General features: G+C 65.2%; 19 protein-coding genes. 6 read left to right on the forward strand and 13 right to left on the reverse strand.

Translation table 11 applies throughout. From position 1 onward, the window contains the following. Window positions 1-32: 32 nt before the first annotated feature. The 3 genes from ABB25_RS10985 to ABB25_RS10995 are packed head-to-tail and all read right to left on the reverse strand — an operon-like array spanning window position 33 to window position 4,018. Window positions 33-1,199: a nucleotide sugar dehydrogenase gene (locus ABB25_RS10985; RefSeq protein ID WP_057666741.1), complete on the reverse strand. Its 1,167-nt coding sequence runs from the start codon at window positions 1,197-1,199 to the stop codon at window positions 33-35. 54 nt (window positions 1,200-1,253) lie between these two features. After that, the gene (locus ABB25_RS10990; RefSeq protein ID WP_057666743.1) at window positions 1,254-2,657 is read right to left on the reverse strand and encodes a mannose-1-phosphate guanylyltransferase/mannose-6-phosphate isomerase; all 1,404 of its coding nucleotides are present in this window, start codon (window positions 2,655-2,657) and stop codon (window positions 1,254-1,256) included. 14 nt (window positions 2,658-2,671) lie between these two features. Further along, window positions 2,672-4,018 carry a phosphohexomutase domain-containing protein gene (locus ABB25_RS10995; protein WP_057666745.1) on the reverse strand — a complete coding sequence of 449 codons (1,347 nt, stop codon included), beginning with the start codon at window positions 4,016-4,018 and terminating at the stop codon, window positions 2,672-2,674. Window positions 4,019-4,160: 142 nt separating this feature from the next. On the opposite strand from ABB25_RS10995, the gene ABB25_RS11000 reads away from it, so the two are divergent. Continuing rightward, window positions 4,161-4,898 carry a CoA transferase subunit A gene (locus ABB25_RS11000; protein ID WP_057666747.1) on the forward strand — a complete coding sequence of 246 codons (738 nt, stop codon included), beginning with the start codon at window positions 4,161-4,163 and terminating at the stop codon, window positions 4,896-4,898. Window positions 4,899-4,900: 2 nt separating this feature from the next. Next, entirely contained in the window at window positions 4,901-5,527 is a 627-nt protein-coding gene (locus ABB25_RS11005; protein WP_057666749.1) for a CoA transferase subunit B, read from the forward strand. Between the two features lie 94 nt (window positions 5,528-5,621). Here ABB25_RS11005 and ABB25_RS11010 read toward each other — a convergent pair whose 3' ends face one another. The 5 genes from ABB25_RS11010 to ABB25_RS11030 all read right to left on the reverse strand — a co-directional run bounded on the left by ABB25_RS11010 (window position 5,622) and on the right by ABB25_RS11030 (window position 11,341). Then, a complete protein-coding gene (locus tag ABB25_RS11010; RefSeq protein ID WP_057666751.1) occupies window positions 5,622-7,637 on the reverse strand; it encodes a glycoside hydrolase family 99-like domain-containing protein in 2,016 nt (671 codons plus the stop codon). 190 nt (window positions 7,638-7,827) lie between these two features. Further along, window positions 7,828-8,481 (reverse strand): ABC-type transport auxiliary lipoprotein family protein, encoded by a 654-nt coding sequence (locus ABB25_RS11015; RefSeq protein WP_057666753.1) that lies wholly within the window; start codon window positions 8,479-8,481, stop codon window positions 7,828-7,830. Further along, the gene (locus tag ABB25_RS11020; protein WP_057666756.1) at window positions 8,478-9,404 is read right to left on the reverse strand and encodes an MlaD family protein; all 927 of its coding nucleotides are present in this window, start codon (window positions 9,402-9,404) and stop codon (window positions 8,478-8,480) included. The genes ABB25_RS11015 and ABB25_RS11020 overlap by 4 nt, the downstream gene beginning before the upstream one ends. A gap of 2 nt (window positions 9,405-9,406) precedes the next feature. Then, entirely contained in the window at window positions 9,407-10,222 is an 816-nt protein-coding gene (locus ABB25_RS11025) for an ABC transporter ATP-binding protein (protein WP_057666758.1), read from the reverse strand. Between the two features lie 3 nt (window positions 10,223-10,225). Continuing rightward, window positions 10,226-11,341: an MlaE family ABC transporter permease gene (locus tag ABB25_RS11030; protein WP_244477811.1), complete on the reverse strand. Its 1,116-nt coding sequence runs from the start codon at window positions 11,339-11,341 to the stop codon at window positions 10,226-10,228. A 72-nt stretch (window positions 11,342-11,413) separates the two neighbouring features. On the opposite strand from ABB25_RS11030, the gene ABB25_RS11035 reads away from it, so the two are divergent. Further along, window positions 11,414-12,673: a threonine/serine exporter family protein gene (locus tag ABB25_RS11035; RefSeq protein ID WP_057666762.1), complete on the forward strand. Its 1,260-nt coding sequence runs from the start codon at window positions 11,414-11,416 to the stop codon at window positions 12,671-12,673. A gap of 89 nt (window positions 12,674-12,762) precedes the next feature. Here ABB25_RS11035 and ABB25_RS11040 read toward each other — a convergent pair whose 3' ends face one another. The 3 genes from ABB25_RS11040 to ABB25_RS11050 all read right to left on the reverse strand — a co-directional run bounded on the left by ABB25_RS11040 (window position 12,763) and on the right by ABB25_RS11050 (window position 15,539). Next, window positions 12,763-13,164 carry an H-NS histone family protein gene (locus ABB25_RS11040; RefSeq protein WP_057666764.1) on the reverse strand — a complete coding sequence of 134 codons (402 nt, stop codon included), beginning with the start codon at window positions 13,162-13,164 and terminating at the stop codon, window positions 12,763-12,765. Window positions 13,165-13,330: 166 nt separating this feature from the next. After that, on the reverse strand, window positions 13,331-15,022 hold the full coding sequence (locus ABB25_RS11045; RefSeq protein WP_057666767.1) for a proline--tRNA ligase: 1,692 nt from the start codon (window positions 15,020-15,022) through the stop codon (window positions 13,331-13,333). Between the two features lie 139 nt (window positions 15,023-15,161). Beyond that, window positions 15,162-15,539, reverse strand: coding sequence for a DUF4124 domain-containing protein (locus ABB25_RS11050; protein WP_057666769.1), 378 nt, complete (start codon window positions 15,537-15,539; stop codon window positions 15,162-15,164). Between the two features lie 72 nt (window positions 15,540-15,611). Between ABB25_RS11050 and pssA the strand changes: the two genes are divergently transcribed. The 3 genes from pssA to rimI are packed head-to-tail and all read left to right on the forward strand — an operon-like array spanning window position 15,612 to window position 17,343. Then, window positions 15,612-16,379 carry a CDP-diacylglycerol--serine O-phosphatidyltransferase gene (gene pssA, locus ABB25_RS11055; RefSeq protein ID WP_057666799.1) on the forward strand — a complete coding sequence of 256 codons (768 nt, stop codon included), beginning with the start codon at window positions 15,612-15,614 and terminating at the stop codon, window positions 16,377-16,379. A 2-nt stretch (window positions 16,380-16,381) separates the two neighbouring features. Next, window positions 16,382-16,846 carry a hypothetical protein gene (locus tag ABB25_RS11060; RefSeq protein ID WP_057666771.1) on the forward strand — a complete coding sequence of 155 codons (465 nt, stop codon included), beginning with the start codon at window positions 16,382-16,384 and terminating at the stop codon, window positions 16,844-16,846. Window positions 16,847-16,848: 2 nt separating this feature from the next. Further along, window positions 16,849-17,343 (forward strand): ribosomal protein S18-alanine N-acetyltransferase, encoded by a 495-nt coding sequence (gene rimI / locus ABB25_RS11065; RefSeq protein WP_057666772.1) that lies wholly within the window; start codon window positions 16,849-16,851, stop codon window positions 17,341-17,343. Window positions 17,344-17,469: 126 nt separating this feature from the next. Here rimI and ABB25_RS11070 read toward each other — a convergent pair whose 3' ends face one another. Together ABB25_RS11070 and ABB25_RS11075 are read right to left on the reverse strand one after the other, a co-directional pair. Then, entirely contained in the window at window positions 17,470-20,310 is a 2,841-nt protein-coding gene (locus ABB25_RS11070) for a valine--tRNA ligase (protein WP_057666774.1), read from the reverse strand. 35 nt (window positions 20,311-20,345) lie between these two features. Then, window positions 20,346-20,534 (reverse strand): YqaE/Pmp3 family membrane protein, encoded by a 189-nt coding sequence (locus ABB25_RS11075; RefSeq protein ID WP_057666776.1) that lies wholly within the window; start codon window positions 20,532-20,534, stop codon window positions 20,346-20,348. Window positions 20,535-20,542 lie beyond the last annotated feature (8 nt).

Below are 20,542 nucleotides of genomic sequence, written 5' to 3' on the forward strand. Positions count from 1 at the left end.
AAGCCCCGGCTTTGCCGGGGCTTTTGCGTTTTTCAGTCCTTGCCGAACAGGTCGCGGGTGTAAACCTTGTTCACCACATCGGCGATGTCATCGGTGATCCGGTTGGCCACGATCACATCGCTGACCGCCTTGAAGGCTTCCAGGTCGTTGATCACCCGCGAGTTGAAGAACTCGTCCTGCTGCAGTACCGGCTCGAACACCACCACCTCGATGCCCTTGGCCTTGATCCGCTTCATCACCCCCTGGATCGAGGAGGCACGGAAGTTGTCCGAACCGGCCTTCATGATCAGGCGGTAGATTCCGACCACCTTCGGCCGCCGTGCCAGGATCTGGTCGGCGATGAAGTCCTTGCGGGTGGCATTGGAGGAGACGATCGCGGCGATCAGGTTCTGCGGCACGTCGCGGTAATTGGCCAGCAGTTGTTTGGTGTCCTTGGGCAGGCAGTAGCCGCCATAACCGAAGGACGGGTTGTTGTAGTGCTTGCCGATGCGTGGGTCCAGGCCGACGCCATCGATGATGGCGCGGGTATCCAGGCCCAGGGTCTGGGCATAGGAATCCAGTTCGTTGAAATAGGCCACGCGCATGGCCAGGTAGGTGTTGGCGAACAGCTTGATCGCCTCGGCCTCGGTGGAGTCGGTGAACAGCACCGGCACCTCGGTATCCAGCGCACCTTGCTGGAACAGGGCGGCGATCGCTTCGGCCCGCTCGCTGCGCTCACCGATGATGATCCGGCTCGGGTGCAGGTTGTCGTACAGCGCACGGCCCTCGCGCAGGAACTCCGGCGCGAAGATGATGTTGTCCGTGCCCAGCTGTTCGCGCAGATTGCGGGTGAAGCCCACCGGGATGGTGGACTTGATCAGGATCGTGGCCTGGCGGTTGACCGCCAGCACCTGGGCAATGACCGCTTCGACCGTACTGGTGTTGAAGTAGTTGGTCTGCTCGTCGTAATCGGTGGGCGTGGCCACGATCACCAGGTCAGCCTCGGTGTAGGCCGTGGTGGCTTCCGTGGTAGCGCTCAGCTGCAATGGCTTTTCGGCCAGATACTGGCTGATTTGCGCATCCTCGATTGGCGAGGTGTGCTGGTTGATCAGCGCCACCTTGCCGGCATCGATGTCCACTGCGGTGACGCGGTTGTGCTGTGCCAACAGGATGGCATTGGACAGCCCGACATATCCGGTACCAACAACGACGATGTTCATGCTTCAACCCATGGCTGGCGCACCTGGGATGCGCGTGAGGCAGGGTGCCGGGAATCAGGCACGCCCGTAGGTGTCCTCGAAACGGACGATGTCATCCTCGCCGAGGTAGCTGCCGGACTGCACTTCGATCAGTTCCAGCGGCAGCTTGCCGGGGTTGCGCAGGCGGTGGGTCACCCCCAGCGGGATGTAGGTGCTCTGGTTTTCGGTGAGCAGGATGACGTCATCGCCGCGGGTAACCTCGGCGGTACCGCTGACCACGATCCAGTGCTCGGCACGATGGTGGTGCATCTGCAGGCTCAGGGTGCCGCCGGGCTTGACCGTGATCCGTTTGACCTGGAAGCGCTCGCCATGGTCGATCGAATCGTAGGCGCCCCAGGGGCGGTAGACCTTGCGGTGCCAGTTGGCCTCGGGCCGGCCTTCGGCCTTGAGCCGGGCGACCACGTCCTTGACCTGCTGGACCTTGTCGGCATCGGCCACCAGAACCGCATCGTCGGTCTGCACCACGATCACATTGTCCAGGCCGACCATGGCGATCAGATGTTCGCCATAGGCATAGCTGTTGCGGCAGTCAATGGCGATCACATCGCCGCGGGTGGCATTGCCATCGGCATCACGGGGGGAGACATCGCGCAGTGCCGACCATGAGCCGACGTCGCTCCAGCCGGCGTCCAGGGCAATCACCATGGCATCGGCGGTCTTCTCCATCACCGCATAGTCGATGGAATCACCGGCAATGGCAGCAAAGTGCTCCTTGTCCAGGCGGGTGAAGTCGGCATCGCGTACGGCTGCGGCGAAGGCCTGGCGGCAGCCGGCTGCCATCTCCGGTGCAAAGTGCTCCAGCTCTTCCAGGTAACGCGAGGCACGCAGCAGGAACATGCCGCTGTTCCAGAAGTAATCGCCGCTGGCCACATAGTCCTGGGCGGTGGCCAGGTCGGGCTTTTCGACAAAGCGCTCGACCGGCCGCACATCGTCGTTGCCCTGCGCCTTGATGTAGCCGTAGCCGGTTTCCGGGCCGCTCGGCACGATGCCGAAGGTGACCAGCTTGCCGTTGGTGGCGGCAGGTGCGGCCGCCAGCACTGCCGCATGGAAGGCTGTCGTGTTGGTGATCACGTGGTCCGAGGCCAGCACCAGCAGCAACGGGTCGCTGCCATCGGCAATGGCTTCCAGTGCGGCCACGGCAATGGCCGGGGCGGTATTGCGGCCGACCGGCTCCAGCAGGATGGCCTGCGGCCGCGCGCCGACCTGCAGCAGCTGTTCGGCGGCAACGAAGCGGTGGGCTTCGTTCACCACCACGATCGGGGCCTGTGTGGCCAGGGCGGCGACCCGCTCCCAGGTGGCTTGGAGCATGGTCTTTTCATCGGCCAGCGGCAGGAACTGCTTGGGGTAGGATTCGCGCGACAACGGCCACAGGCGGGTGCCAGAACCACCGGAAAGAATGACTGGCAAAATCGGCTGCATGGAAATCTCCTGGATTAGGCTTTGAGCAATTGCTGGATCTGTTCGGTGCGCTGCTGCATCAGTGCGGCATCACCCCGGGCTTCGACATTCAGCCGCAGCAGCGGTTCGGTGTTGGAGCTGCGCAGGCTGAAACGCCAGTCGCCGAAATCGGCACTGATGCCATCGGTCTGGTCGACGGCTGGCTGCAACGGGGCAAAGGCCGCCATCACCCGGGCGATGGCCGCAGCGGCATCATCGACCTGGAAGTTGATCTCGCCACTGCAGGGATAGGCGGCCATGCGGTCTTCCACCAGCTGGGCCAGGGACTGGCCGCTGGTGCTGACCAGGCTGGCGATCAACAGCCAGGGGATCATGCCCGAATCGCAGTAAGCGAAATCACGGAAGTAATGGTGGGCGCTCATTTCGCCGCCATAGACGGCATTTTCCGCGCGCATCCGTTCCTTGATGAAGGCGTGCCCGGTCTTGCTCTGGATCGGCTGCCCGCCCAGGGCCTGGACCATGTCGACGGTGTTCCAGGTCAGGCGCGGGTCGTGGATGACCTTGCCGCCGGGTTCCTTGGCCAGCAGGGTGGCGGCGAGCAGGCCGACCAGGTAGTAGCCCTCGATGAAGCGGCCGCTGTGGTCGAAGAAGAAGCAGCGGTCGAAATCACCGTCCCAGGCAATGCCGAAGTCGGCCCCGTGTTCGAGCACCGCCTGGGCAGTGGCGGCACGGTTTTCCGGCAGCAGCGGGTTGGGAATGCCGTTGGGGAAGTTGCCGTCCGGCTCATGCTGCAGGCGGATGAATTGCAGCGGCAGGTGCGGAGCGAGCAGGTCGATGATCGAGCCGGCCCCGCCGTTGCCGGCATTGGTGACGATCTTCAGCGGTTTGAGCGCAGCCACGTCCACGTAGCCGAGCAAGTGGGCGATATAGGCCGACTTGTCCGGATGGGCCTGCATCGGTGCCGGGCCGTCGATGGCAGGGGCCGGCATGGCCAGGACCTGGTCGCGGATCTCGAACAGGCCGGTGTCGCCACTGATCGGCCGGGCGCCTTCGCGCACCAGCTTCATGCCGTTGTAGTCCATCGGGTTGTGGCTGGCGGTCACCATCACCCCGCCGGCGGCCTGCAGGTGCGCGCTCTGGAAGTAGACTTCCTCGGTGCCGCACAGGCCGATGTCGATCACCTCGCGCCCGGCCGCGTGCAGGCCATCGGCCAGCGCCTGCTGCAGCTGCGGGCTGCTCAGGCGGACATCGCGGCCCAGCACCACCGGGCCGGCATCCAGCTGGGATGCCAAGGCAATGCCGATACGGGTGGCCAGATCTGTGTTGAGTTGGTCGGGCACACGGCCGCGGATGTCATATGCTTTGAAGGCAGGGTGATTCATGCACATTCACTTTGGGATTGCAGGTGCCAAGTGTAGCTCGCACAAGCTTTACCAAGGCGTGGACGAGTGGACGAAAGTACAGCAGGTGGGGTGCCTGGCGATGGCTAGAATCCCCTGACAACCTTTTTGACGAGTACGGCCCATGACCGATGCTTCTTCCGCCGGCGCCATGCGCAAAGGCAAGTTGTACCCCGACGCGGCCAGCGCACTGGCTGACCTAGTGGCCGATGGCCAGACCCTGGCGGTAGGCGGGTTTGGCCTGTGTGGCATCCCGGAGGCCTTGATTGCCGCCCTGCGCGACACTGGGGTGAGCGGGTTGACCGCCATTTCCAACAATGCCGGTGTCGATGGCTTCGGCCTGGGCCAGCTGCTGGCCACCCGCCAGATCAAGAAGATGATTTCGTCCTATGTGGGCGAAAACAAGGAATTCGAGCGCCAGTACCTGTCCGGTGAACTGGAGCTGGAATTCAACCCGCAGGGCACCCTGGCCGAGCGCCTGCGCGCTGGCGGTGCCGGCATTCCGGCTTTCTTCACCGCCACCGGCTACGGCACGGTAGTGGCAGATGGCAAGGAAACCCGTCAGTTCGACGGCAAGCACTACGTGCTGGAAACCGCCCTGCGTGCCGATGTGGCCCTGGTCAAGGCTTGGAAGGCCGACACCGCCGGCAACCTGGTGTTCCGCAAGACCGCACGCAACTTCAACCCGGCCTGCGCGATGGCCGGCAAGGTGTGCGTGGTCGAGGTCGAGGAGCTGGTCGAGGTCGGTGCGATCGACCCGGACCAGGTCCACCTGCCGGGTATCTATGTCCATCGTATCGTGGTCAATTCCACGCCGGAAAAACGCATCGAACAGCGCACCGTGCGTGCGGAGGGCAACTGACCATGGCTTGGACCCGTGATGAAATGGCCGCCCGTGCGGCCCGTGAACTGACCGATGGTGCCTACGTCAACCTGGGCATCGGCCTGCCGACCCTGGTGGCCAACCACATCCCCGAGGGCATGGATGTCTGGCTGCAGAGCGAGAACGGCCTGCTCGGGATCGGCCCGTTCCCGACCGAGGCCGAGCTGGATGCCGACCTGATCAATGCCGGCAAGCAGACGGTGACCGCGCGTGCCGGGGCCAGTTACTTCGGCAGCCACGACAGTTTTGCGATGATCCGCGGCGGCCATATCAACCTGGCCATCCTCGGCGCGATGCAGGTCACCGACAAGGGTGATATCGCCAACTGGATGGTACCGGGCAAGATGGTCAAGGGCATGGGCGGAGCGATGGACCTGGTGGCCGGCGTGCAGCGCGTGGTGGTGCTGATGGAGCACACCGCCAAGAATGGCGAGCACAAGATCCTGCCCGAATGCACCCTGCCGCTGACCGGCGTGGGTGTGGTCAACCGCATCATCACCGATCTGGCAGTGTTTGATGTCACCGCCGAAGGCCTGAAACTGGTCGAGACAGCGCCGGGTGTAGGACGTGAGGAGCTACAGGCAAAGACCGGCGTTGCCTTCAGCTGAGCCAGGCTGCAGCCACAGGCCGGGCGGTTTCCCCGGCCTGTGACAGCCCTCCCGCGCAGACCAGCGTGCAAGGCTGGCGCGGTGTCATCACCGTTTACTTTCCGGGCAACTGTAGCGTGTCAATGCACTGATAACCGGCCTGCTGCGATGCCAGACAGAGAAGTGATTCCAGTGCCCCGGTACTGTTGCCATCGTGCCCGGCATTGCCGGCTTCAAACATTGAACGCGGCAGATGGGCATCCAAGATCGGCCTCAGGGCCTGCAGGCGTACCCAGAACATGCCGCCGGCAATGACATCGAGCGGGGTGTGGTCAGTTTCCGTCAGGCCCAGACGTACCGACAGTGAGTTCAGACGATCGGCCTGTGTGTGGCCCAGGGGAGGGCATGGTTTGAGCTGCCCCTCCGGGGCAACCATGCCCAAGGCCGGATTGGCCTGGAAGGCGGCAAAGACCTGCTGCGTCGGTTGTGCTGCGAGCAGCCGTGGGATCATCTGCCTGCCTTGCCCGCGCTGGCGAGTGTTGTCGGCATGCAGCTTGAGTACCACCTGCTCGCCTTCATCAAGCAAGCGTCCGGCCATTTCCAGGAACGGCAGGATGTCGCGGCCTTGCCCGGGCACGGTGTAGGTTTCGATGCCCAGGCTGCTCTGCGCGGTGATCGCATCGATTCGTTCGCGCTGCTCCTTGGTGGTGGTGACCACCACCCGCCACGGCAGGCCGGCAGCCTGCAAGGCAGCAAGCAGGTTGGCCAATTCTTCGGCGCAACTGGCATGGATGACGGCACAGGGGCGCATCGGCACACTGTCTTGAGGCGGGGCTTGCAGTGCCTGCCGGGTGGCCTGCAGCCAGGCATGCCCCAGCCGGGCATCCGGCTCCAGCACCGCGCCTTCGGCCCATTCGTTCCACGCGTTGATGAAGACCAGGCGCTGGTTGGCCGGGGTTTCCTTGAGCCGCTGGTGGATGGTGGTATGAAGCCAGTCACGGTAGCCACGCGGTGAGGCGTGCAGGTAGATGCGGCCCTTGCCCGAGCGGCGCGCTTCGTTGTCCCAGCCGGGGTTCACGCCGGGGTACAACGTGTAAGAAGGCAGGGGGCGGGCGGCGATTTCGCTGGCCAGTTCGCGCCAGTCTCGCACGTCACCCCGGAAGTCGGGGTTGATCAGGCGTTGGCGGCCACCGATGTCCTGCGGGTTGCTCATGTTCGGCGGGAACTCGACGGCGGCATCAAAGCCGATGTCGCGAGGATCCGGGCGCTCGAAGCCCTGGACATAGGCCAGGTGGATTTCTCCGATGCCGTTGTCGCGGCACCAGGTGCGCCAGCGTGCGGCCGTGGCCCGCGCATCGGGCAACAGGTGGGGTCGGTAGACCAGCAGCATCGGCTTGCCATCCACCTTCAGTGCGCGGCGGTCGCGCAGGTAGTCGGCAACGTGGGCAATGAAGGCCAGGTCATCTTCGGCGCTGTGCTGTTGGGCGATCAGGATGTCGTGGTCACGCCCGTCCCAGCGCCGGGCCCAGTTCTCGTTGGCCCAGCACAGGCAGAAAGGCAGCTCGATGCTGGCATCGTCCAGCCATTGGCGCAGCGGCACTTCCATCAGGGTGCGGCCGCTGAACCAGTAGAAGTAGAAGCAGAAGGCGCCAATGCCGTACTCGGCCGCAAGGCGAGCCTGGTCACGCATGACCTGGGGGTTGCGCAGATCATAAAAGCCCAGGTCGGCCGGCAGCCGGGGTTGGACGTGGCCTTCGAACTGGGGCAGGGCCCGGGTGACGTTGCGCCATTCGGTGAAGCCTTTCCCCCACCAGACGTCGTTTTCGGCAAAGGTGTGGAATTGCGGCAGATAAAACGCCACCAGGGTTGCCGGCATCGGTTCGGGCAGTTCCCCCAGCTCATGGGCAACATGGCCGATGGCCGGTTCGTCGGCCCGCAGGCGCAGTTGCTGCCGGGTATGGCCGTTCTTGTCGACTTGGCCCTGCTGTGGCTGTGGGACCCAATGTCGGGCGCGTGACAGTACGAGCGTGCGCAGACGGTCACGTTGGCCATCAGACAGGGGCAGGGAGCGAAAGACGGCGCGGCCGAGGTGGTAAACCTGCCGGCGCAGGTGGGAGATCAACAGGTTCATCCAGACACGGCTGACAGAAAAGGGCGGTGGCCGCTGATCATGGCAGGCCACCGGGTCCTATTCTCGGGGCAGCCGCCGCCATGGGCAAATGTACTGCCCGCGGCCCTTGCGTGTGGTGCACGGGGAGCGGACGCGGGATGGGCTCGGTCGTTGCCGGGTCAGCCCGGCGGCTTGCCCGGACCAGCATGCATCATTGCTGATGGGTTGAGTCCGGCAGACTACCGGCGTGTTGCTGACCCTGCTGCAGGCTCCATCCCGCAATCTGCTGGCTGATTCGGCCCAGTGCCTGTTCAAAGGCCGGGACGACCTGCTCGATGGCCGTGCCTGCAGCCGGTACGGCCTGGCTGAAGGTGTGGCTGCCGACCAGGCGCTGGCTGGCGCTGTGCAGCAGCTTGGCATTGACCACGATGGTTGCCTGCGGGGTGGCATGGCCGGCGTAGTCGGCCTCGAAGCGGCGGATGTCCAGCAGCAGCCGGTAGTCGGCGCGCAGGCCGCTGCTCAGCCGGGCCACGCCGGGGGCCTTGCCCGAGTCCTCGAGCACGCGCAGCACGCTGGTTTCCAGCAGGTCGGTGGCCGGCATCGACCAGGTGGCGCCGCGGTAGACCTGCAACTGCTGCGCCTGCGGTCGTACCGCGATGCGCGGGCTGTCGAGCATGCGCTCGGCGGCGGGTTTGGCAATGCCCAGCTGCCAGTCCACCTGCGGCCACTGCGCACTGCTGCTGTCCAGTTGGGTGGTCAGCGGGGTGTAGACGGTGATGTGCCGGGGCTTGCCGCCGCCGAGCAGGGCGCAGCCGGCCAGCAGGATCGGCAGGCACAGGGCGGACAGGGTCTGCTGGATCTTCATTGTGGGTCGAACTCCTTGGGGGTTTCGCGGCCCATCAGGTAGCCGGCTGGGTTGTTTTCCAGCCGTTCGGTCACCTGGCGCAGGTCGCCGATCAGGCCGCGCAGCTCGGTCAGCGTCGGTCCGAGCTGGCCCAGCCCCTCGTTGGCGAAACTGTTGATCGCCGCCCGGTTCTCGCCCAGGATCCCATCGGCATTGCCGGCGGCCGAATCGAGTTTGGTCAGGGTGGTGTCGAGCTTGTCCAGCAACGGTGGCAGCTGCTGGACCAGGTCGCGGTCCAGCCGGCCGATGGCGGTATTGGTGGTGTCCAGGGTGGTTTCCAGTTTGCGTGCGGCATCACGTGCGCTGATCAGCAGTGCCTGGGTGCCCTGGTCGCGGCTGGCCAGGTTGCCACTGATCGTCTCCAGGTGCTGCAGGGTGGTGCTGATGCTGGCGACATTGGCATCGGACAGGATCTGGTCCATCCGTTCGACGATGCGGTTGGCCGTGGCCGAGATGTTCTGCAGCGCCGACGGGGCGGTGGTGATCTGCGGCACTGCCTGCCGGCTGCTGTCGACCAGGCGTGGTGCCTGCGGGCTGCCGCCGGTGAGCTGGATGATCGGCGGGCCGGTCAGGCTGCTGATCGCCAGCTTGGCCTGGGTATCGGTCTTGACCGGGGTGGAGGCATTCAGGCGCAGCTGGGCGATGACCTTGCGCGGGTCACGGGGATCCAGTTCCAGGTCGGTGATCGAGCCGACTGCGATGCCGTTGTATTGCACCGGACTGCCGACACTCAGGCCGGTCACCGCTTCGGTGAACACCACCCGGTAGAGCTGCCAGTTGCGCTCGGAGGAAAACTTCGCCGCCCACAGGCCGAAGCCGAGCAGGCCCAGGGCGCTGAGCAGGGTGAAAACACCGATCAGGACGAAATTGGCACGGGTTTCCATCATCAATCCTTCTTCTGTGCTGCCTGCTGCGCGGCGCGCGCGCGCGGGCCATGGAAATAGTCCTGCACCCAGGGGTGGTCGAGCTGTTCGATCTGCGCCAGCGGTGCGCAGGCAATCACTTTCCTGTCGGCCAGCACCGCGACCCGGTTGCAGACCGCATACAGGGTATCCAGATCATGGGTGATCACCACCACGGTCAGGCCCAGTGCCTGCTGCAGGGTGAGCACCAGCTGGTCGAAGCCGGCCGCACCGATCGGGTCCAGCCCGGCGGTAGGCTCGTCCAGGAACAGCAGCGGCGGGTCCAGCGCCAGCGCCCGCGCCAGGCCGGCGCGCTTGCGCATGCCACCGGACAGCTCGGCGGGCAGCTTGTGGAGCGCATCGGCCGGCAGGCCGGCCAGCTTGACCTTGAGCAGGGCCAGTTCGTAGAGCCAGCGCTCGGACAGTTCCGGGTGGTGCTCCTTCAGCGGCACCTGCACGTTCTCGCCCACGGTCAGGGAAGAAAACAGCGCACCGTCCTGGAACAGGATGCCGGTATTGCGCTGGACGTGGTGGGGGTCGTCCTGTGGCCCGGGCGGTACCTGTGCGCCCAGTACCTGGATGCTGCCGGCACTGGGCCGGCGCAGGCCGACGATGCTGCGCATCAACACCGATTTGCCGCTGCCCGAGCCGCCGACAATGCCGAGGATCTCACCACGGTGGACTTCCAGATCCAGCCCGTCATGCACCAGCTGGCTGCCGAAACGGTTGACCAGGCCACTGACACGGACCACGACCTCGGGGGCCGGATCCGGTTGGATGGTCGGATGCGCGCCAGTCATCGCTTACCAGTCCATCTGCATGAACCAGATCGCGGCAAAGGCATCGAGCACGATCACCAGCGAGATGGCCTGTACCACGGAAGCGGCGGTGCGTTCGCCCACCGACTGCGAGCTGCCGGTGACCTTCAGGCCCTCCAGGCAGCCGATCAGGGCAATCACGGTGGCAAACAACGGCGCCTTGGCCAGCCCGACCAGCAGGTGACGGACCTCGATGGTGTCATGCATGCGGGCCAGGTACATCTGCGGCGGGATATCCAGCGCATACGCACCGACGGTGACACCGCCGGCCAGGCCGGCGATCATCGCGATGAAGGTCAGCAGCGGCAGCATCACCAGCATTGCAATCAGCCGCGGCAGCACCAACAGGTCGATCACATCCAGGCCCAGCGCCCGCATCGCATCGATTTCCTCGCGCGACTGCATCGCCCCGATCTGCGCGGTAAACGAGCTGGCGGTGCGTCCGGCCAGCACGATGGCGGTGAGCAGCACGCCGAACTCGCGCAGGAAGGCGATGTTGACCAGTTCCACGACAAAGATCTCGGCGCCGAAATCACGCAGGATGGTGGAACCGAGAAAGGCCACCACCGCGCCGACCAGGAACGACAGCAGCGCCACCAGCGGCACCGCATCCAGGCCGACCTGCTCCATCTGCGCCACCGTGGCGGTGACCCGGAAGCGCCTGGGCTGGCTGATCAGGCGCGCCAGTTTGGCCAGGTTCTCTCCGAGAAAACCGATCAGCGCGATGATGTCGTGGTAAGTGCGGTATACGGCCTGACCGAGGCGGGCCAGAGCGGCGTTGAGGCCATAGCTGCGGGTGCGGCCGGGACGGTCCTCGGCCACCTCGTCGATCGTGCACAACAGTGCCTGGTGACGGGGAGCTACCAGCAGCTGCCCGGTGTCCAGCTGGTTTTCCTCCAGTACATGCAACAGCTGCAGCACCCCGGCCGAATCCAGCGCGCTGACGCCACGGGCGTCGATCTGCTTGAAGGGCGCGCCCGGATTGCGGCTGGCCTGTTGCATGGCGCTGACATTGACCAGGGTCCAGCGCCCGCGCAGGTGCAGCGTGCCCTGTGCATCGAGCGTGGTTTCCGGCAATGGGTTGGCAGCAGGATCATTCACCGCACAAGCATAGCGGCTGTTTGTCTGCCCGGCAGGTGAAGTGCGGGCCCCTGGTACGGGATAATCTGCCGCATGTCATCCAGCCCAGCCTCCGTCCATCAGGCCACCTACGCCCAGCGCGTTGCGTTTGTCTGCGAAATCGCCGCACGCCTGCATCGTTACGGAACCACCGCGCAGCGGTTGGAGGCGGCGGTGGTGGCCCTGTCCCAACAGCTGGTGCTTGATTGCGAGCCCTGGTCCAGCCCGACCGGGTTGATCCTGAGCTTTTCCGACCCGACCAAGGCGATCGGCTCCTCGGACATCACCCGGGTCATCCGTCTTGGCCCGGGGGACAACGACCTGCACAAGCTGGCCGCTGCCGACCGGATTGCCGAGGCGGTGGCCAATGGCCAGATGAGCATCGCCCAGGGGCATACCGCGCTGCGCCAGCTCGACCTGCCGATGCGCCGGCGCGACAAGGCATTCATGGCGTTTTCGTTTGGCCTGACCTCGGCGGCGGTGGCCGGGCTGTGGCGGCTGCCCTGGCTGGATATCGCCACTGCCGGTTTCATCGGCGTGCTGATCGGGGTATTGACCCTGTATGCCGACCGCCGACTGGCCACCCGCGAGGCCAGTGAGGCACTTTCGGCACTGTTGGCCGGTTTTGTGGCGGTGCTGGTGGCTGCCTTCATCGGGCCGTTGAACCTGAATTCGGTGATCATTGCCTCGCTGGTGGTGTTGTTGCCCGGTCTGATGCTGACCAATGCGGTCAACGAGCTTTCCAGCCAGCACTGGATATCGGGCACGGCACGTTTTGCCGGGGCATTGACCATCGTGCTCAAACTGACCGTCGGGGCGGTCATTGCGGTCACCGTTGCCGGCGCGATCGGCATCGAGCCGGTGGTGCGCGCGTGGCGGCCGCAGCCGGACTCGGTGGAATGGGCCTCGCTGCTGGTGGCGGCGATTGCTTTTGCGATGGTGTTCAAGGCCAGCCTGCGCGATTGGCCGTGGGTGATCCTGGCGGTATTTGCCGGTTACAGCATTTCCACCTATGCCGGTCGTGCCTGGGGCGTGATGGCCGGGATTTTCCTCGCCGCGATGCTGCTGACGGCCGCAGGCAATCTGTTCGGGCGGGTTTTAAGGCGCCCGGGTGCGATCGTACGCCTGCCTGGCATCATCATCCTGGTGCCCGGCAGTACCAGCCTGCGCGGGGTAATGGACCTGGTCCAGCGCCAGGACGTGGTGGCCGGGCAAAGCGCTTTTGTCGCGGTGCTCAGTGTGGTCATGGCCCTGGTGGCCGGCTTGTTGTTCGGCAACCTGTTGTTGCCCGCACGCAAGAACCAGAACCTGTAAGGGGAAAATAAAAACGCCGGCAATGCCGGCGTTTTTTCTGCAGCTGCAATCGTTTCTGCCCGGGGGGCAGTGTGATTGCGGTGGCCTGCTCAGATCAGGAAGTCTTCCTTCTTCCTGCCCTTGGCAAGATAGGCGGCCATCCAGCGCGGCGGTTTGCCACGGCCGGTCCACTGGTTGTTGGCATCGGCCGGATCGCGATATTTCGGCGCGACCACGCCGGTCTTCTTGCCCTTCTTCGCGGCCTTGGTGCCCGCGGCCTTCTTGGCGACCTTGCCCGGCTTGCGGCCGCGCGGTGCCGGAGCGGGAACATCAACGCCATACAGTTCGGCAATCGAATACCCCGATTCGCGCAGGATCTTGTTGATCTGGGCGCGGACCTTGGTCACGGCCGGACGCTTGGAGACCAGTTCCTGCTGCTTCTGGGCGGTGCGGATCAGGGCCTTCAGCTCGCGGGCCGACAGGCCGTTGATGCTGTTGATGTCAAAACTCATGGGCTACTCCGGATAATGGAATGGATAATTGCGCCAGTCCGTGGCAGCGCGCTGAGCATAAACGGCTGCCGCCACTTTGCCTAGACAGTTAATGATTATCCGCTGGATGGGAACTGTGAAAACGGCCGCAAAAGCGGCCGTTTGCAAAAATCCCTGGCGCGGATAATCAGCCCAGCCGGGCCAGCAACTGCTCCCGGTCCAGATTCTCGGCCTCGCTGGCGCGCCGGCTGCGGTATTCGAACGTCCCGGCAGCCAGGCCGCGTTCTGAAACCACGACACGATGCGGGATGCCGATCAGCTCGATATCGGCAAACATCGAACCCGGGCGCAGGCCGCGATCATCCAGGGCCACATCCAGGCCCTTGGCCTGCAGTTCGGTGACCAGGTCCTGCGCAGCAGCGGTCACGGCCGGATCGTTCTTCGGGTTGATCATGCACACCACCACCTGCCAGGGCGCCATCGATTCGGGCCAGATAATGCCGGCCTCGTCGTGGTTCTGTTCAATGGCAGCGGCGACAATGCGCGAAACACCAATGCCGTAGCAGCCCATGGCCATGACCTGGGCCTTGCCGTTTTCATCCAGTACGGTGGCCTTCAGTGCCTGGGCATACTGGCGGCCGAGCTGGAATACATGGCCAACCTCAATGCCACGGGCCAGCTTCAGTTCGCCGCCGTCACGTGCGCGATCACCGGCCACCACGTTGCGGATATCGGCCACTTCCGGCTCGGGCAGGTCGCGGCCCCAGTTCACGCCGGCCAGGTGGAAGCCGTTTTCATTGGCGCCGACGACAAAATCCGCCAGCGCGGCGGCATCGCGGTCGGCAATCACGCGGATGGCCTGCTGCGGGGCCACCGGGCCGAGGAAGCCGGGTTGTGCACCCAGGTGGGCGACAATTTCCGCTTCATTGGCCAGGCGGTAATCGGCCATGCCTTCCAGCTTGCCCAGTTTGATGTCATTGACTTCATGGTCACCGCGCACCAGAGCCAGCACGAACTGGCCGGCAGCGGTCACGGCGGCAACGGATTTGACCGTCTGCTGCAGCGTAATGCCGAGCAGTTCGGCCACGGCATCGCAGGTCTTCTGCGTCGGCGTGGCGACCTTGTGCATTGCCTGGCTGGCGGCCGGGCGCGGCGCCGGATCGGCGGCGATGGCCGCTTCGACATTGGCCGCATAATCCGATGCGGTGGAGAAGGCCAGCGCGTCCTCGCCGGAATCGGCAATCACGTGGAATTCCTGCGAGGCATCACCACCGATCGCGCCCGAATCGGCCTGCACCGCGCGGAACTCCAGGCCCAGCCGGGTGAAGATGCGGGTATAGGCCGCCTTCATGTTTTCGTATTCGGCCACCAGGCTGGCGTCATCCAGATGGAAGGAATAGGCGTCCTTCATCAGGAATTCGCGCGCACGCATCACGCCGAAACGCGGGCGGATCTCATCGCGGAACTTGGTCTGGATCTGGTAGAAATTGACCGGCAGCTGCTTGTAGCTGGACAGTTCCTGGCGGGCAAAATCGGTGATCGCCTCTTCCGCCGTCGGGCTGTAGCAGTAGTGCTGTTCCTTGCGGTCGGTGATTTTCAGCAGCTGGCCGCCAAATTTCTCCCAGCGCCCGGTTTCTTCCCACAGCTCCCTGGGCTGGATGGTCGGCAGCAGCAGTTCCACCGCGCCGGCACGGTTCATTTCCTCACGCACGATGGCCTCCACCTTGCGCAGCACGCGCAGGCCCAGTGGCGACCAGCTGTACAGGCCCGAGGCCAGCTTGCGGATCATGCCGGCACGCAGCATCAGCTTGTGGCTGGCCAGCTCGGCGTCGGCGGGGGTTTCCTTGGTGGTGCGGAGGTGGAACTGGGACAGGCGCATGGCGAAATCTAGGCTCAGGCAATATGGGGGTATTTTGCCACTGCAGCGGGCAGTAGCGGAAAATCAACGAAAAAACCAACGGCCCCGCACCGGGCGAGGCCGTTGATCGGCACAGTCCAGGCAGGAGGCGGGCGCTTGCTCAGCCCTGGACGGGGCAGAAGTTGGCCACGTCCTTTTCCGCCTGCTGCCTGGCACTGGCGCGCTCTTCGGTGCTCAGTGCGGTATCGGGCACGCCGTCACCATCGCTGTCGCGGCCGACCGGGCCGCTGCCCTGGAGCAGGGCCAGGTTGCTGCGGGCGCTGGTGCAGGCCGGGGCTTCCCGGGTTGCTGCCGGGACAGCCTCGCCAACACTGCCGCGGTGGCTGATCCGGCGCGATTCGGCCTGACGGCCCTGGGGCGGGCGCTCGGAATACTGGGTCACGCCATTGGCGTCCTTCCATTGATAAACGGTGCTGGACTGGGCCTGGGCCAGCGAGGCAGCCAGCAACAGGGGAACAATCAGGGTCAACGCGCGCATGCAGGATCCTCCGGCGACAATGGCTGATTGCACCATCGCCCCAGCGGGCTGGCAAGCGATTACACTTCAATGATGGACCCAATTCACACCGCGCAGCGTTCGCGCAGCATCTATCTGTTGCCCAACCTGATCACCACCGGTGGGCTGTTTGCCGGTTTTTACGCCATCATCGCCGCGGCCAACGGCGACTTCGTCAATGCCGCCATTGCCGTGTTCGTTGCGGCAGTGATGGACGGGTTGGATGGCCGGGTGGCGCGCATGACCGGCACCAGTTCAGAGTTCGGCGTGCAGTACGACTCGCTGGCAGACCTGGTCAGCTTCGGCATGGCACCGGCCCTGGTGATGTACCACTGGTCGCTGTCCTCGCTGCCACTGGATGGCGCCATTTATGGCCGCCTGGGCTGGGCGGTGGCGTTTTTGTATGCCGCCTGCGCCGCGTTGCGGCTGGCGCGCTTCAATACCCAGGTCGGCAGCGTGGACAAGCGCTGGTTTGTCGGCCTGGCCAGTCCGGCCGCAGCAGGCCTGATGATGTCCTTCGTCTGGGCCTTTGCCGATGGCAAGCTGGGCTGGAACGGTGAGCAGCTGCGTTATGTGGCGCTGACGGTGACCATCGTGGCCGCGCTGCTGATGGTAAGCCGCATCCGTTTCTGGAGTTTCAAGGGCAGTTCGGAGGGGCCGCGCGGCGGCCGGGTGCCGTTCGTGGCGCTGGTACTGGTGCCGGTGATCATTGCGATCCTGGCGCTGGATCTGCCGCGTGCCTTGCTGGCCGTCGGCGTGCTGTATGCGCTGTCCGGCCCGTTGATGGCCTTGTTCAACCGTCGCAAGGCGGAGGCCGGCTGAGGATGGAAGGGCAGGGGCTGTGGAGCAGCGAGCAGCACCTGTGGCTGGGCGCGATGGGGCTGACGGTGTATGCCGAGGCGTCCAGCATTGTCTGGCCGCCCGCCGGCCCGGCGCGCTCTGCGCCGCGTTTTGACAATGTGCCCGAGTCCGCGCTGCGTTCTTCCCGGCCTCCGCTTGAGCCGGTGCCGGCCCCCAGGCCGATCGCCTCTGCGGCGCTGCCCGCTCCGCCGCTGCCGCCCGCCCCGGATATGCCAGCGTCCCGGCGCGGCCGGAGCAGCCGGCTCGCCGGTGTACCCGACAAGCTGATGCTGGCCCTGCTGCGTGCCTCCGGTCAGAACCCGAACGAGCCGGCCACCCAGGCGCTGATGGCCAGCTGGCCCCTGGACGAACTGCGCGCCAACCCGGCGGCCAAGCGTGCGCTGTGGCCGCAGCTGCGCGCGCTGCGCCGCCAGCGTGGCGAGCGTTGAACATGGTCCGCGCGGTGGACGCCCCGGTACTGCGCTGCATGCGTGGCGAGGATCTGGATGCGGTTATGGCGATCGAGCAGCGCGCTTATCCGTTCCCGTGGACGCGCGGCATTTTCATCGATTGCCTGGCCTCCGGTTACAGTGCGTGGGTGCTGGAGCACGGGCGCCAGATCATTGGCTATGGCCTGCTCAGTGTCGCCGCTGACGAGGCGCATGTGCTCAATGTCTGCGTCGACCCGCTGGTGCAGTCGCGCGGCCATGGCCGCCTGTTGCTGCGTGCGTTGCTGGATGCTGCGCGCAAGCACCAGGCCCAGCGGGTGTTCCTGGAGGTACGCCCGTCCAACCCGAAGGCGATCGCGCTGTACCAGAGCGAGGGCTTCAACGAGATCGGCCGCCGTCCGCGCTATTACCCGGCCGCCAACAACGGCCGCGAGGATGCGATCGTGATGGCGATCGAGCTGCTGGATGCCGATATCGACAAGATGCCGCCGCTGTAACCGACTCCAGCCGCCGCCCGTTGGTGGTGACGCACAGACAGAAGGCGCCCTGCGGCGCCTTTGTCGTTTGCGTTGTTGCTGCAGGGTGCAGGGCAGGGAGCCGGCGTGCCGGCTCCCACTGTGGCCTTACAGCTTGGCGCGCTGTTCCTGCAGGCCGGCCAGCTGGGTGCTCCAGTCGGCCAGGCGCACGCGCTCCTGCTCGACCACTGCCGCCGGCACCTTGTCGGTGAACCTGGCCAGCTTGGCCTCGCTCTTGTCCTTCTCCGATGACACGCGGGCGATTTCCTTGTCCAGGCGCACGCGCTCGGCATCCAGGTCGACCAGGCCTTCCAGCGGCACCAGCAGCTTGAGCTCGCCGACCACGGCCGGGGCCACCGGCGGGCAGGTCTCGCCGTCAGCCAGCCAGGTGATGGACTCGAGCTTGAGCAGGAAGCGCAGTTGCGAGGTGAAGCGTTCGATGCGGCCACGGTCGGCAGCCACGCCGCCCTGCAGCAGCAGGCCGATCTGCCTGGACGGCGACACACCCAGCTCGCTGCGCACGCGACGCAGCGCGCTGACCATGGCCTTGAGCCATTCCACATCGGCTTCGGCACTGGCGAACTCACCGGCCACTTCGCCGGCGCTCGGGTAGGGGCGCAGCGACAGGGTCTCGGTGGTGATACCCAGACGCGGGGCTACTTCCTTCCACAGCTGCTCGGTCACGAACGGAGTGAGCGGGTGCAGCAGGCGCAGCACCGCTTCGAGCACGTGCAGCAGGGTGTGACGGGTGGACTGGGCGTCGGCCTGGGCGTTTTCAGTGCTCAGGTCGCCCTGCAGGGCCGGCTTGCTCAGTTCCAGGAACCAGTCGCAGAACTCGTTCCAGACGAATTCGTACAGGCACTGGGCCAGCAGGTCGAAGCGGTAGCCGGCGAAATGGCCAGCCGCTTCGGTGGCCACTGCATCCAGACGGGCCAGGATCCAGCGCTCGGCATCGGTGCGCGGGGTCGGGGTGCCGGTGAAGCTGGCGCCCTCGGTATTCATCAGCGCAAAGCGGCTGGCGTTCCACAGCTTGTTGCAGAAGTTCTTGTAGCCCTCGGCACGGGACATGTCGAACTTGATGTCACGGCCGTGGGTGGCCAGCGCGGCGATGGTGAAGCGCAGCGCGTCGGCACCGTGGGCGATGATGCCCTCGGGGAATTCCTTGCGCGTGGCCTTCTCGATCTTCTCCACCATCTTCGGCTGCATCAGGCCGCGGGTGCGCTTGGCGACCAGCTCTTCCAGGGTGATGCCGTCGATGATGTCCAGCGGGTCGAGCACGTTGCCCTTGGACTTGGACATCTTCTGGCCCTGCGCATCGCGGATCAGGCCGGTGATGTAGACGTCCTTGAACGGGATCTGCCCGGTGAAGCTGTCGGTGGCCATGATCATGCGGGCCACCCAGAAGAAGATGATGTCAAAACCGGTGACCAGCACGTTGGACGGCAGGTAGCGCTCGAAACCGCGCTCGGCCATGGCCTGCTCGTTCGGCCAGCCCAGGGTGGAGAACGGCCACAGCTGCGAGGAGAACCAGGTCTCCAGCACGTCGCTGTCCTGGTTCAGCACCACATCGCTGCCCAGATTGTTCTTTTCACGCACCTCGGCCTCGTTGCGGCCGACATAGATCTTGCCGGCTTCATCGAACCAGGCCGGGATGCGGTGGCCCCACCACAGCTGGCGCGAGATGCACCAGTCCTGGATGTTTTCCATCCAGTGGCGGTAGGTGTTGATCCAGTTGCCCGGGACGAACTGGATGTCACCGTTCTCGACCAGTTCCAGGCCGCGCTTGGCCAGGCCGTCCATCTTCACGAACCACTGGTCGGTCAGGTAGGGCTCGATCACCTGGCCGGTACGGTCACCGCGCGGCACCTGCAGCTTGTGCGGCTTGGCCTCGACCAGCAGGCCGGCTGCTTCCAGCTCGGCCAGGATGACCTTGCGCGCCTCGTAACGGTCCAGGCCCTGGTACTTTTCCGGGGCGTTCTCGTTGAGGGTCGCGGTGACGGTGAACAGGTTGATCAGCGGCAGGTTGTGGCGCACGCCGACCTGGTAGTCGTTGAAGTCGTGGGCCGGGGTGACCTTGACCACGCCGGTGCCGAATTCACGGTCCACGTAGTCATCGGCAATCACCGGGACGCGGCGGCCGGTGATCGGCAGGATCACCTCGGCGCCGATCAGGTGCCTGTAGCGCTCGTCTTCCGGGTGGACCATCGCGGCGGTGTCGCCGAGCAGGGTTTCCGGGCGGGTGGTGGCCACGGTCAGGTAGTTGCGCACTTCGCGCAGGGTCTCGTTGCCGTCGGCATCGGTTTCCACGTGCTCGTAGCTGGCGCCATCGGCCAGCGCGTAGCGGATCGACCACAAAAAGCCGTCTTCCTCGACGTTTTCCACTTCCAGGTCGGAAATGGCGGTCTTCAGCACCGGGTCCCAGTTGACCAGGCGCTGGCCGCGGTAAATCAGGCCCTGCTCGTACCAGCGCACGAACGACTCGATCACCGCCTCGCTCGGGCCGGCATCCATGGTGAAGGTCGAACGCGACCAGTCGGCCGAGGTGCCCAGGCGGCGCATCTGGCCTTCGATCACGTTGCCCGAGTGCGCCTTCCACTCCCAGACCTTGTTGATGAAGCCGTCGCGGCCCAGCGAATCGCGGGTTTCACCGTTGCCTTCCAGGGCCAGGTTGCGGCTGACCACCATCTCGGTGGCGATGCCGGCGTGGTCGGTACCGACCTGCCACAGGGTGTCGTAGCCACGCATGCGGTGGTAGCGGATCAGTGCGTCCATCAGGGTCTGCTGGAAGGCATGGCCCATGTGCAGGGTGCCGGTCACGTTCGGCGGCGGCAGCAGGATGGTGTACGGCTCGCCCTGGCCGGACGGCTTGAAATGGCCGGCCTTCTCCCAGCGCTCATAGAGTGCGGTTTCGAAGGATTTGGGGTCGTAGCTGGAGGCGAGGGTGGTCATGGTGGCAACGGTCGAAAGGTGGGGAAGGGGCCGCTTCAGCGCTTGAGCGCCTGGGCGATCTTTTTATCGGTGTGGTACTGGCTGACCGCGTAGGCGGCCCAGATGGCGCCCGGCAGCCAGCCGATCAGGGTGATCTGCAGGAGCAGGCAGAGGATGCCGGCAAACGGGCGGCCAATGGTGAAAAAGACAAACCACGGCAGCACGATGGCAATCAACAGGCGCATGGGGCGTT

The organism is Stenotrophomonas koreensis (assembly GCF_001431525.1).
Taxonomy (GTDB): domain Bacteria; phylum Pseudomonadota; class Gammaproteobacteria; order Xanthomonadales; family Xanthomonadaceae; genus Stenotrophomonas; species Stenotrophomonas koreensis.

Coding starts and splice junctions, on each gene's coding strand:
- ABB25_RS10985 (WP_057666741.1), bottom strand. CDS start 1,199: ATGAACATCGTCGTTGTTGGTACCGGATATGTCGGGCTGTCCAATGCC.
- ABB25_RS10990 (WP_057666743.1), bottom strand. CDS start 2,657: ATGCAGCCGATTTTGCCAGTCATTCTTTCCGGTGGTTCTGGCACCCGC.
- ABB25_RS10995 (WP_057666745.1), bottom strand. CDS start 4,018: ATGAATCACCCTGCCTTCAAAGCATATGACATCCGCGGCCGTGTGCCC.
- ABB25_RS11000 (WP_057666747.1), top strand. CDS start 4,161: ATGACCGATGCTTCTTCCGCCGGCGCCATGCGCAAAGGCAAGTTGTAC.
- ABB25_RS11005 (WP_057666749.1), top strand. CDS start 4,901: ATGGCTTGGACCCGTGATGAAATGGCCGCCCGTGCGGCCCGTGAACTG.
- ABB25_RS11010 (WP_057666751.1), bottom strand. CDS start 7,637: ATGAACCTGTTGATCTCCCACCTGCGCCGGCAGGTTTACCACCTCGGC.
- ABB25_RS11015 (WP_057666753.1), bottom strand. CDS start 8,481: ATGAAGATCCAGCAGACCCTGTCCGCCCTGTGCCTGCCGATCCTGCTG.
- ABB25_RS11020 (WP_057666756.1), bottom strand. CDS start 9,404: ATGGAAACCCGTGCCAATTTCGTCCTGATCGGTGTTTTCACCCTGCTC.
- ABB25_RS11025 (WP_057666758.1), bottom strand. CDS start 10,222: ATGACTGGCGCGCATCCGACCATCCAACCGGATCCGGCCCCCGAGGTC.
- ABB25_RS11035 (WP_057666762.1), top strand. CDS start 11,414: ATGTCATCCAGCCCAGCCTCCGTCCATCAGGCCACCTACGCCCAGCGC.
- ABB25_RS11040 (WP_057666764.1), bottom strand. CDS start 13,164: ATGAGTTTTGACATCAACAGCATCAACGGCCTGTCGGCCCGCGAGCTG.
- ABB25_RS11045 (WP_057666767.1), bottom strand. CDS start 15,022: ATGCGCCTGTCCCAGTTCCACCTCCGCACCACCAAGGAAACCCCCGCC.
- ABB25_RS11050 (WP_057666769.1), bottom strand. CDS start 15,539: ATGCGCGCGTTGACCCTGATTGTTCCCCTGTTGCTGGCTGCCTCGCTG.
- pssA (WP_057666799.1), top strand. CDS start 15,612: ATGGACCCAATTCACACCGCGCAGCGTTCGCGCAGCATCTATCTGTTG.
- ABB25_RS11060 (WP_057666771.1), top strand. CDS start 16,382: ATGGAAGGGCAGGGGCTGTGGAGCAGCGAGCAGCACCTGTGGCTGGGC.
- rimI (WP_057666772.1), top strand. CDS start 16,849: ATGGTCCGCGCGGTGGACGCCCCGGTACTGCGCTGCATGCGTGGCGAG.
- ABB25_RS11070 (WP_057666774.1), bottom strand. CDS start 20,310: ATGACCACCCTCGCCTCCAGCTACGACCCCAAATCCTTCGAAACCGCA.
- ABB25_RS11075 (WP_057666776.1), bottom strand. CDS start 20,534: ATGCGCCTGTTGATTGCCATCGTGCTGCCGTGGTTTGTCTTTTTCACC.